The organism is Arthrobacter bambusae, from assembly GCF_030812595.1.
Taxonomy (GTDB): Bacteria; Actinomycetota; Actinomycetes; order Actinomycetales; family Micrococcaceae; genus Arthrobacter; species Arthrobacter bambusae_B.
Map to the genome: position 1 here is coordinate 1 of NZ_JAUSSZ010000020.1, position 11,432 is coordinate 11,432.

The 11,432-nt window shown below is 64.4% G+C and carries 9 protein-coding genes; 5 read left to right on the plus strand and 4 right to left on the minus strand.

Going from position 1 to position 11,432, the window contains the following annotated elements; genetic code table 11:
* Positions 1–131 precede the first annotated feature (131 nt).
* Complete coding sequence (locus J2S96_RS18630) at positions 132–485, minus strand: Rv2175c family DNA-binding protein (protein ID WP_236816870.1); 354 nt, start codon at positions 483–485, stop codon at positions 132–134.
* Positions 486–709: 224 nt separating this feature from the next.
* Here J2S96_RS18630 and J2S96_RS18635 point away from each other — a divergent pair, with 224 nt between their 5' ends.
* Complete coding sequence (locus J2S96_RS18635; protein ID WP_306866858.1) at positions 710–2,080, plus strand: LysM peptidoglycan-binding domain-containing protein; 1,371 nt, start codon at positions 710–712, stop codon at positions 2,078–2,080.
* A 109-nt stretch (positions 2,081–2,189) separates the two neighbouring features.
* Positions 2,190–4,280, plus strand: a complete 2,091-nt coding sequence (gene pknB, locus J2S96_RS18640; protein WP_306866861.1) for a Stk1 family PASTA domain-containing Ser/Thr kinase — start codon at positions 2,190–2,192, stop codon at positions 4,278–4,280.
* Between the two features lie 13 nt (positions 4,281–4,293).
* Here pknB and J2S96_RS18645 read toward each other — a convergent pair whose 3' ends face one another.
* A complete protein-coding gene (locus tag J2S96_RS18645; RefSeq protein WP_370873160.1) occupies positions 4,294–5,721 on the minus strand; it encodes a class II 3-deoxy-7-phosphoheptulonate synthase in 1,428 nt (475 codons plus the stop codon).
* Positions 5,722–5,787: 66 nt separating this feature from the next.
* Positions 5,788–6,588, minus strand: a complete 801-nt coding sequence (locus J2S96_RS18650) for a lysophospholipid acyltransferase family protein (RefSeq protein ID WP_306866863.1) — start codon at positions 6,586–6,588, stop codon at positions 5,788–5,790.
* 156 nt (positions 6,589–6,744) lie between these two features.
* Between J2S96_RS18650 and J2S96_RS18655 the strand changes: the two genes are divergently transcribed.
* Together J2S96_RS18655 and J2S96_RS18660 are read left to right on the plus strand one after the other, a co-directional pair.
* Positions 6,745–7,560: an alpha/beta hydrolase gene (locus tag J2S96_RS18655; RefSeq protein ID WP_306866866.1), complete on the plus strand. Its 816-nt coding sequence runs from the start codon at positions 6,745–6,747 to the stop codon at positions 7,558–7,560.
* On the plus strand, positions 7,553–8,116 hold the full coding sequence (locus J2S96_RS18660) for a hypothetical protein (RefSeq protein ID WP_306866869.1): 564 nt from the start codon (positions 7,553–7,555) through the stop codon (positions 8,114–8,116). Before J2S96_RS18655 ends, J2S96_RS18660 begins: the two co-directional genes overlap by 8 nt.
* Positions 8,117–8,213: 97 nt before the next feature.
* On the opposite strand, the gene J2S96_RS18665 is transcribed toward J2S96_RS18660, so the two are convergent.
* Entirely contained in the window at positions 8,214–9,329 is a 1,116-nt protein-coding gene (locus J2S96_RS18665) for an ROK family glucokinase (RefSeq protein WP_306866871.1), read from the minus strand.
* A 205-nt stretch (positions 9,330–9,534) separates the two neighbouring features.
* Here J2S96_RS18665 and J2S96_RS18670 point away from each other — a divergent pair, with 205 nt between their 5' ends.
* A complete protein-coding gene (locus J2S96_RS18670) occupies positions 9,535–11,346 on the plus strand; it encodes an AMP-dependent synthetase/ligase (protein ID WP_306866873.1) in 1,812 nt (603 codons plus the stop codon).
* Positions 11,347–11,432 lie beyond the last annotated feature (86 nt).

Sequence of the window (11,432 nt, forward strand, 5' to 3'; positions counted from 1 at the left end):
CCCGGCCCCCCCCCCCCCCTCCACAAAACCTACAAAAAAAACTTTAAACACAAAACAAACCAATCCAACCCCCCCCCCCCCCCCCCCCCCCCCCCCCCCCCCCCCACCACTGTATTTAAGGCAGGAGACCTTTACCAGGCAAGCGATTGAGCCCTGCGTCGGATTTCAGTTTTGCGCCCTTCGCGGAGCGCGTCGACAGGGCGGCCACGCAGCGACTCATCCGGAGTGAAAAGCCACGCAATGAGCTCCTCATCCGTGTACCCGGCATCGCCAAGCACTGCGATGGTGCCTTTCAGGCTATCCACCACATGACCGTCCTGGATAAAGAGGGCAGGAATCGAACGGATGTTGCGTTCGCCCACCCTCACGGCCACCACTGCACGCTCATCCAGAAGACCGTGGACCTTGGTGATTGAAACGTTCAGCAGCTCTGCTACATCGGGCAGCGGCAGCCATTCGGAAACGAGGCTTTCTACATTACTCACGGATCAAGATTGCCACGCCCGCGCGCTTCGCGCCTAGCCAGACGGAGAGCCGGGCCGGAATTTGTGTCCTCGAATTGCCCAGGAATCGAATGAGCCGGGATTTCTTGTGCGTAATCGAAAAATGTGAGAGATTCGCATTGATCACATTTGCATCACTACTAACTTTAGTAACACTGGCAACAGCGGTATCCCCGACATCCGCTGCTGAGATGAGGATTGCTCCCATGACGACGCCCCGCTCGCCCAAGAAGACAACGAGCATGCCCATAATTGCGGCCACCACGGCGGCACTGCCCGCAGTCATGCTCTCTTCATTGGCAATCGCCCAGCCGGCAACTGCGCTTCCGGGGGTAAAAACCCAGAAGCTCCCCGCATCCTTGGCTGCAGCCATGCAGGCCCAGGCAGAGGCCTCGACTGTCGCCGCAAACGTCATCCCCGCGTCCGCGGTCGCCGCGACTATCCCGGCTGCCATTCAGCCCATGGCACCGTCGGCTCCGGCCACGTACACCATCGTGCGGGGCGATACCATCAGCGGCATTTCCGCCCGCTACGGGTTGGACACCAACACCGTCCTGCAGCTCAACGGGCTCTCGGCCAACACCATCATCTACCCGGGACAGCAGATCAAGTTGTCCGGTTCCGGGACCTCCCCCAGTGCGCCGGCACCCGCGCCGAAGACGGCACCCAGCCCGGCGCCGTCGTCGTCCGCGGCCACCTACACCGTGGTCCCCGGGGACACCCTGAGCGGCATTGCCGCCCGCCACGGCGTGGCTCTGTCCGACGTCTTCAGTTGGAACGGCCTCAATGGCCGGTCCATCATCTACCCGGGACAGAAGATCAAGCTGGGTTCGGGAACGAACGCGCCGGCCCCGGCCGCCCCCGCCCGTGCTGCCGCGCCGGCAACACCGGCGCTCGCCAACACCGGCTCGTACACCATCAAGTCAGGTGACACCCTGGGCGGCATCGCAGCCCGCGTTGGCGTCTCCCTGTCATCACTGCTCTCGGCCAACAAGTTGTCAATGAGCAGCATCATTTACCCGGGGCAGAAGCTCGTCATCCCAGGCGCTTCTGCGGCCCCGGCCCCCGCCCAGGCTCCCGTCAGCACCCCCTTGGTTCCGAGCACGTTCCTGGGCTACACCTACCCGGCCGCGGTGGTCAGTTCGGCCAATGCGAACAAGGCCCTGCTCAACGCTTCCCCGGTCCCCAGCACGTCCCAGATGAAGGCGATCGTGGCCGATACCGCTCGTCGGATGGGCGTGGATCCGTCGTTGGCCATGGCATTCGCGTACCAGGAGTCCGGATTCAACCAGCGTGCGGTCTCTCCCGCCAACGCCATCGGCACGATGCAGGTGGTTCCTTCTTCCGGCGAGTGGGCTTCCCAGCTGGTGGGACGCAAGCTGAACATCCTGGACCCTTATGACAACGTGACCGCCGGTGTGGCCATCATCCGGGCGCTCGTGAACACGAGCAAGGACTTGAACACCGCGATCGCCGGCTACTACCAGGGCCAGTACTCTGTGAGCAAGCACGGCATGTACGACGACACCAAGGCCTATGTCGCCTCGATCCTGGCCCTGAAGAAGAGCTTCAGCTAAGTCACCTCGAGATTCCACGGGCCCGGATCGCATGTCGATCCGGGCCCGTGTTTTTGCCCGAGTTCTGCTCAATGTTCTGCTCAATGTTCTGCTCAATTAGGATCGTAGAGTGCAGGAACAAGTTTCGGACCATCTCCTCGGATCCCTCGTGGACGGGCGCTACCTGGTGCGGTCGCGCCTTGCAGGCGGCGGGATGTCGACCGTCTACCTCGCCACGGACGAGCGCCTCGACCGCGACGTTGCGCTCAAAGTGCTGCATCCGCACCTGGCCAATGACCAAAATTTCCTCGACCGGCTGCAGCGTGAGGCCCGGGCCGCGGCCAGCCTTTCCCACCCGCACGTCGTAGGGGTCCTCGACCAGGGCCAGGACGGCCACATTGCGTACATCGTCATGGAATACATCAAAGGCCGCACGCTGCGCGACGTCCTCAACGAGAAGGCTGCGCTCCCGCCCCGGCTGGCCTTTGCACTGATCGACCCCGTCATCGAAGGTCTCGCAGCGGCCCACGCCGCGGGGCTTATCCACCGCGACGTGAAGCCGGAGAATGTCCTCATCGCCGACGACGGCCGCATCAAGGTGGGCGATTTCGGCTTGGCCCGGGCGGTCACCGCCACAACCAGCACCGGCGCCTTGATCGGCACGGTCGCGTACTTGGCTCCGGAACTCGTCCTCGGCAAAGCCGCGGACGCCCGGAGCGACATCTACTCCACCGGCATCATGCTTTACGAAATGCTTACCGGGAGCCAACCCTATGCCGGCGACGTTCCCATCCAGGTTGCCTACCAACACGTCAACGCGGCCGTCGCCCCGCCGTCCCTCGCCGTGCCAGGACTTGCCGCGGACGTCGACGAACTCGTCCAGTGGTGCACCGCGAAGGAACCCGAAGAGCGTCCTGTGGACGGTTCTGCACTTTTGTCGGAACTGCGGCATATCCGTACAACCTTGAGCGACGCGCAACTGGACATCAACCCGCCGGCCGCCAAGGCGCCAACGCCGGAAGCGCAAAATGAAGCGGACGGGGCAACCGCGGTGGTCGCCCCTTTCCATGCCGAACGTACGGAGCCCTTGGAGCGGATAGGCCGCCCGACGGAGATCCTCTCCAGCCAGCGCAATCCAACCACGGTGCTTCCACCCTCGGGGTTCTCCCCCGGCGCGGCGGCTTTCGACCTCCAGGTGCCACAGGACCGTGAACCCGAGGCCGGGGCACGAACCCCGGCGAGCAAACGCGACCTCAAGCGGATGGAGCGCCAGGAAGAGAAGGACCGCGCCCGGGCGGCGGCCACGCCGTCGCGCTCTTTGCGGGAAGGCAATCCGCGCCGCCGGGCGGTGATCTGGACGGTTGTCGTAATTGTCCTGGCGATCCTGGCCACTGCGGCAGGCTGGTTCTTCGGCATGGGCCCCGGCTCGCCCGGAACCATTCCGGACACCAGGAACAAGACTGTTGCGGAGGCACAACAGCTGCTGAGAACCGCAGGCTTCCAGTCCGAGCCAAAAGACGTGTTCGACGATGACGTCACAGCCGGCTTGGCAGTTGGAACGGAGCCCGCGTCCGGCCAAGTGGTCCGGAAGTTCCAAACGGTGTCCCTCTTCGTCTCCAAGGGGCCGCAGTTGTTTCCGCTTGCCGCGATGTCGGGCTTGACGCTCGACCAGGCAAAGAATGCCCTGAACGCGGCGGGAATGGCCCTCGGCAAAGTCACCGAGCAGTATGACGACAATGTGCCTTCAGGCACTGTTATCTCCCAGTCCCCGCCCCAGGACACCGCGGTCCGGCACGGCACCCCCGTGGCGTTGGTGGTGTCAAAGGGACCGCAGCCGCTCCCGGTGCCCGATGTCCGCGGTATGACCCAGCAAGCAGCCGTCCAAGCGATCAACGACGCCGGGCTGACCGCGAAGATTGCGCCGGAACCCGTCAACGACAAAAAGGTCCCCGCGGGGGCTGTGGTCAGCCAGACGCCTGCCGACGGCACCTTGGTCCGCGGCGACGTCGTCACGTTGACCTTGTCCAAGGGGCCGAAAATGGTGCACGTCCCGAACTTCATCGGCAAGCAGGCCGACGCCGCACGCAAAGCCTTGGAGTCGCTCGGATTCGACGTCAAGATCAACAACATCCTGGGCGGGTTCTTCGGCACTGTCCGTGACCAGAACCCCGTCGACAGCGACGCCCCGGAGGGCTCCGTCGTCACTTTGACCGTCGTGTAGGACGGCCGCCGGACTAACGCTTGGTGAGGGCTCCAGCGACGAGGAATGCCATCTCGAGGGACTGCATGTGGTTCAGGCGCGGATCGCACACAGACTCGTAGCGGTCGAGGAAGGCGTCCTGGTCAATGGGATCGGCCCCGCCAAGGCATTCCGCGACGTCGTCGCCGGTCATTTCCATGTGCAGGCCACCGGGAACGGTACCCAGCCCGTGGTGGACTTCGAAGAACCCGCGGACTTCGTCCACGACGTCGTCGAAGTTGCGGGTCTTGTACCCGTTCGGCGAGGTGACGGTGTTCCCGTGCATCGGGTCCGTGACCCAGAGAACCTGCGCGCCGGAGGCAGTGACCTTCTCGACGACGGCGGGCAGCTTCTCGCGGATGTTCTTCGAACCCATCCGGGTGATGAAGGTGAGGCGGCCGGGCTCGCGGTTCGGGTCCAGCTTGTCAATGAGCCGCAACGCGTCGTCCCCGGAGGTCCCGGGACCGAGCTTGACGCCGATCGGGTTGCGCACGCGGGACAGGAAGTCCACATGCGCGTGGTCGAGTTCACGCGTGCGCTCCCCGATCCAGAGGAAGTGCCCGGACGTGTCGTAGGGAAGACCCGTGCGGGAGTCGATGCGCGTCAGGGCACGCTCGTAGTCCAGCAGCAATGCCTCGTGGCTTGCGAAGAATTCCACGCGCTTGAGGGCTTCGAAATCCGCACCGCAGGATGCCATGAACTTGATGGCACGGTCGATGTCCCGCGCCAACGATTCGTAGCGGGCATGGGCGGGGTTCTCGGTAAAGCCCTTGTTCCAGAGGTGCACCAGGCGAAGGTCGGCGAAGCCCCCCTGTGTGAAGGCGCGGATGAGGTTCAGCGTTGAAGCCGAGGTGTGGTAGGCCTTCAGCATGCGGCTGGCGTCGTGGGCGCGGGACTCCGGGGTGAAATCGTAGCCGTTGACAATGTCGCCGCGGTAGGCGGGCAAGGTCACGCCGTCGCGCGTTTCTTCGTTCGACGAGCGTGGCTTGGCGAACTGGCCGGCCATGCGGCCCATCTTGATGACAGGCATGGCCGCGCCATAGGTGAGGACAACCGCCATCTGCAGGATGGTGCGGACCCGTGCACTGATCTTGTCGGCTGTGGCGTCCTCGAAAGTCTCCGCGCAATCGCCGCCTTGAAGCAGGAATGCCTTGCCTTGTGCTGCCGCGGCCAAACGCTCGCGCAATATGTCGACCTCGCCCGCGAAGACCAGCGGCGGAAGCCCGGAAAGTTCCTTGACGGCGGCATCGAAAACGCCCCTGTCGGTCCACGTGGGTTGCTGCGAGATAGGCAGCTGGCGCCAGTCGTCCAAGCCGGGATAGTTTGCCGCGCCGCTTTGCGCGGTGCTGGTCAAGGGGCTGCCCAGGGAACTGGTCAGGGGGCCGGTCACGGACGGTGCGGGGTTCGCGGATAGCTCAGTCACTCTCCAAGAGTAGTTGCCTTGCCCCCGGTTCGGGGCACCGCTCCCGTAACCGTTATTCCCGGGCCGTCACACTTTCCCGGCCACTGGCCCGTCGCCGTCCGGCCCGGAACCGTCAGCGGGCCGGATCCCTCCTCCGTTACCGGCCCCGGCCGGATTCGCTGCGCTTCCGGCCGCCGGCTCGGGCAGCTGCCCCGCCATTCGCTGCTTGACGACTGAGGCGTATTCGTCCACGTATTCCTGCCCCGAGAGCCGCATGAGTTCGTACATGATTTCGTCGGTCACGGCCCGTTGAACGGAATAGTCTTCTTCTTGGCCGTAGTACCGGCTGAAGTCCATCGCTTGGCCGAAAATGATCCCGATACGGCGGATATTTGGCAAACGCTTGCCGATGGGCTGGACCTTCTCCGTGCCGATCATCGCTACGGGAACAACTGGCACCCTGGTTTGGAGTGCAAGTTTGGCGACCCCGACTTTGCCCTTATAGAGCTTGGCATCGGGACTCCGGGTCCCCTCCGGATAGATGCCCAGCAGGCCCCCGGAGGCCAGCACGTCCCTCCCGGCCTGCAAGGACAACTCGGACGCAGCCCCGCCCGAACGGTCCATGGGCAATTGGTTGGTGAGACGGAAGAACATGGCCGTCAGCCTGCCCTTCAGTCCTGTGCCCGTGAAGTACTCGGACTTGGCGAGGAAGCTGACGCGCCGGGGCACCATCACCGGCATGAAGATGGAGTCTGAAAAGGACAAATGGTTGGAAGCGAGAATCGCGGCGCCATCCTGGGGAACATTGTCAAGGCCCTTGACCCAAGGGCGGAACAGCAATTTGAGAAGCGGACCCAAAAAGATCCGTTTCATGACCCAATAGAACACTTTGGTTCCTCTCCGGGGCGGCGTCTGCAAGGCGTCCGGACGGTCCCGGCCCGCATTCAGAAGCCACCCTACTCCAGTGAGAAAAGTCCCGAACAGTGACACGATGGACTCATCACGGAAAGCAGTGCCGCCAACTTCAATAGCCTCGGAGCCATCATGAACCCTCTCCCCGATCCCTCGCCGTACGCCAGCGACTTCACCGGCAGTGGACCCAGCATCGGCGTCGTGATGAGCCACGGCTTCACTGGCAGCCCGCACAGCATGCGCCCCTGGGCCGAGTACCTCGCGGCGGAGGGCTACGCCGTCCGCCTCCCCCTCCTTCCGGGCCATGGCACCACTTGGCAGGACATGGCTACGCGGCGCTGGCAGGAGTGGCACCATGCGGTGGATGCGGCGTATCTCGAGCTCCAGGCCGAGTGCGACTTCGTCTTCGCCGCCGGCCTGTCGATGGGAGGGACCCTGGCTCTTCGGATCGCGGCTACGCGGCCCGTGGCCGGTACCGTGGTCGTCAATCCGGGACTGGTGATCGATGATCCCCGTGCCGCCGTGGTTGGCGTCCTCAAATACGTCATGAAATCCACCCCGGCCATTGCCAACGACATCCTCAAACCAGGCGTGGACGAGGGAGCGTACCCCCGGACACCGGTCGCGGCGGCCCATGAGTTGAAAAAGATGTATAAGGACACCGTCGCCCTGCTCCCCCGGATTTCGGCACCGATACGCGTCTTCCGTTCCTCTGTGGACCACGTGGTTTCGGCTCGAAGCGTCAAACAGTTGTCGGACCGGGTCACAGCACCCCTGGAGGTCAGCACCTTGGAGAACAGCTACCACGTGGCCACGCTGGACAACGATGCCTCGGACATCTTCCGGGGGTCGGCGGAGTTCATCAGGAAAACGATGGCAGGACTGGCAAGCAGTTCCGCTCCGGCCATGCCGTCCGGCACCGAGCTCCGGGATTCACCCCATGAATAGGCCGGGGCCCGATTCCCCCGACCAGAGTGCCAACAAAGACGACGACGCCGTCTGGCTCGATTTGGTGGCCCGGCTTGAGTCGATGCCGTCGTCGGCGCTGGACGAGGCGCCGGCACCGGAGGAGCCCGCACGCGATTCAGGAACAGAGCCCGGTTCGGCGCCGGACAACGTTCCAGGCGGCTCGTCGTCCCGTTCCTTCCAGGACTTCGACCCCCTTGGCTTGGCTGGAATGTCGAAAAGAGGCGCCGCGGAAGAACCCACGGGCAGCGGGGAGGGCAGCGGAGCCTCAGGTCCGCGTGACTACGACGTCGAGGACGAGAACGGGTTCGTGCCGGAGGACCCGCCGAGCCTGGCCGGCACCGAACCGTTGACCATGCTCGCATGGCTCGGAGCCGTGGGCGGCCCGCTTGCGCTGCTCTTCATCGCCATGTTCTGGCGCTCCGCGCCGCTCCTGGCGGTGATGGGCATTCTGGCGATCTTCCTCGCCTCAGTGGTTTACCTCATCATGAAGCTGCCCCAGGAAAAGGACGAGAACGACGACGGCGCCCGCGTCTGAGCCGGCTCCCTCACCCTGGACTCACTCACCTCGGGCTCCCTCATCCTGGACTCCCTCACCTCGAGTTGCCTCGCTTCGAATCGCCGAGAGGCTCGGACTAGCCGCGCGCCCTACCGCTGACCCGGGATAGGTCGGCTGCACCGATCATCCCGGCCCGCGGTCCCAGTGCGGCCAGCTTGATGTCGGCCGCGGGACGGAAACCGCGGCCGGTGAGGTTCCGGGTGAACGATGTCCGCGCGGGGCCCACAAGTAGCTCACCGGCGTCGCACAACCCACCGCCGATGACGAACGTCCCCGGGTCAAGGGCAGCCGCCAGGTTTGCCAGGCCGAGCCCGAGCCAGTGTCCCACTTCTTCCAACAGCTCCATGGAAGCGGAATCCCCGGCTCTTGCCTGCTCCGTCACGGTGACCCCGGTGATGTCCGCTGGGGAGCCCCCGGCAGCCTTGAGCAATTCGAAGGCAACCGGTGAGTTACGCAGGGCCAGTTCCCGGGCTTCCCTGCCGAGCGCGTTACCGGAAGCATATTGCTCCCAGCAGCCGCGGTTGCCGCATTCGCAACGATGGCCGCCGGGCACCACGATCTGGTGGCCGAACTCCCCCGCTACGCCGAAACGCCCACGCTCCACGCGCCCGTCCATGACCATGGCACCACCGATGCCCGTGCCGAGGGTGATGCAGACGAGGCGGCTCTCGCCCTGGCCTGCGCCGAAGCGCCATTCGGCCCAGGCGGCAGCGTCGGCGTCGTTGGTGACGAGGACCGGACGCCGCAACAGGCTCTGCAGGTTTTCGCGCAGCGGCTCATTACGCCAGGCGAGATGCGGGCTGAACAGCACCGTGCCGCCGTCGAGATCCATCCAACCGGCGGCTCCGATTCCCACAGAGGCAATCCGGTGGCTTCTGCCCAATTCCTGGACAAGCTCCACGATGACGCGCTCTACTGCGCGGGCGTCATTGCCCGGCGTGGAGCGCCGCGCTTCCTCGATTACGCGGCCCGCGGGATCCACAACTCCCGCTGCCACTTTGGTGCCGCCGATGTCGATCCCGATTGCCAGCCCCCTGCGGCCGAGATGCGAATGGCGCGCGGCCCAGGGCACCGACTCCCAACGAGGGCCACCGTGTGTCGAGCCGGGGCGGCGGCGGGTTGCGGCCGAACCGGACCAGGACATCTTCCGAACTCTTGCCGGGCTCTGGTCGTTGGATGAATTCAGTGGCATGTCGACATCTTATTCCGAGTGCCGCATATGTACTGACATGCAAGCCCTGCTGGCGGAGTGCCCACGCCGGCATTGGCGGAATCCCGCGCTTCACGTAAAGTTACTCATCAGTAACTTAAGTAAGGTGAATTGCGACACACCCATTACCGGGCCGTATAGAGTTAGAGCAGCCCCGCAATGGTCTGTTGATATCGAAGGAGCTATCGTGCGTGAATTCAGTGTTCCGCCCCTGGTGAATGTTGCCCCCGAAACCAACATCACGGACTTCGTGGTTCGTCAGGCCGCGGACCCGTCCAACCCTGCACTGTTTGCCAAGCTCAACAGCAGCGGCCAATGGGAGGACATCCGGGCAACAGACTTCCTCACGGACGTATCGGCCCTGGCTAAAGGCCTCATCGCGAGCGGAGTCGGCGTGGGCGACCGTGTGGGCATCATGTCCAGGACCCGTTACGAGTGGTCGCTCGTGGACTTCGCCATCTGGTTTGCCGGCGGCATCTCCGTGCCGATCTACGAAACGTCATCGCCGTCGCAAGTGGCCTGGAACCTCGGCAATTCCGGCGCGGTCGCGGCCTTCGCCGAGTCGGCACACCACGAGGACGTCATCCGCCAGGCGGTCAATGCGGAAGGCCTCGACTCCGTCGGCCATGTCTGGCAACTCGAAGGTGGCGGACTTGACGTGCTCCGCACCGCCGGCAGCGGTGTCAGCGACCAGGAACTCGAGGCGCGCCGCAGCAGCGCGGCATTGGCCGACGTCGCCACCATCATCTACACCTCCGGTACCACGGGACGTCCCAAGGGTTGCGAACTCACGCACGGCAACTTCGTGGAACTCTCCGAGAACGCACTGGCCTCCCTCGGCAATGTCGTCAATGAGGACGCCAAGACCATCATGTTCCTCCCGCTGGCCCACGTCTTTGCGCGTTTCATCTCGGTCCTTGCCGTCGCTGCCGGCGCCAAAGTGGCACACACGCCTGATATCAAGAACCTGCTGGCGGACCTGCAGAGCTTCCAGCCGACGTTCATCCTGGCGGTTCCCCGCGTCTTCGAGAAGGTCTTCAACTCGGCCCTTACCAAGGCGGAGGACGGTGGCAAAGGCGCCATCTTCCACAAAGCAGTGGACACCGCGATCGCCTACTCCAAGGCGCGGCAGTCGGGATCGCTCGGCTTGGTGCTCAGGGTCAAGCACGCAGTTTTCGACCGCTTGGTGTACGGGAAACTGCGCGCCGCGATGGGCGGCCAGGTCAGCCACGCCGTCTCCGGCGGCGGCCCGCTCGGCGAACGCCTCGGCCACTTCTTCCACGGTATCGGCCTGCAGATCCTTGAAGGCTACGGCCTGACCGAGACCACGGCCCCCATCACTGTCAACACACCGTCCTTGATCAAGATCGGCACGGTGGGAGCCCCGCTCCCCGGCAATGCTGTCAGGATCGCCGACGACGGCGAAATCCTTGCAAAGGGCGTCTGCGTCATGAAGGGCTACTTCAAGCGGGAGGACCTCGCCTCGGAGACCTTCGTGGACGGATGGTTCCGCACGGGTGACATCGGCGAACTGGACGAGCAAGGGTTCCTGAAGATCACGGGCCGCAAGAAGGAAATCATCGTCACAGCCGGCGGCAAGAACGTTGTACCTGCCCTGCTGGAGGACCAAATCCGTGCAGACGCCCTGGTGTCCCAAGTCCTTGTCATCGGCGACAACCGGCCCTTTATCGGCGCGCTGGTCACCCTCGACGAGGAAGCCCTGCCCGGATGGCTCGAGCGCCACGGCCTCCCCTCCTCCACGACGATCACCGATGCCGCAGACAACGCCCTCGTCCGGGCCGCCGTCCAGGAACTCATCAGCCACGCCAACAAGTCCGTCTCCCATGCGGAGGCGATCAAGTCGTTCCGGATTGTGCCGTCCGACTTCACCGAGGCTTCCGGCCACCTCACGCCGTCGCTGAAGGTCAAGCGCGCCCAGGTCATGAAGGACTTCGACGCCGTGATCGAGGAAATGTACTCGGCGCCCAAGGCGTCCTGACCCTCCACCCGAAACACTCCACCCCGAAGCACTTCACGCCGGAAGCATCCGGCAAGCAAAAAGCAAGGTCCCGGGCCTGACGGCCC

Coding starts and splice junctions, on each gene's coding strand:
- J2S96_RS18635 (WP_306866858.1), top strand. CDS start 710: ATGACGACGCCCCGCTCGCCCAAGAAGACAACGAGCATGCCCATAATT.
- J2S96_RS18655 (WP_306866866.1), top strand. CDS start 6,745: ATGAACCCTCTCCCCGATCCCTCGCCGTACGCCAGCGACTTCACCGGC.
- J2S96_RS18660 (WP_306866869.1), top strand. CDS start 7,553: ATGAATAGGCCGGGGCCCGATTCCCCCGACCAGAGTGCCAACAAAGAC.
- J2S96_RS18665 (WP_306866871.1), bottom strand. CDS start 9,329: ATGCCACTGAATTCATCCAACGACCAGAGCCCGGCAAGAGTTCGGAAG.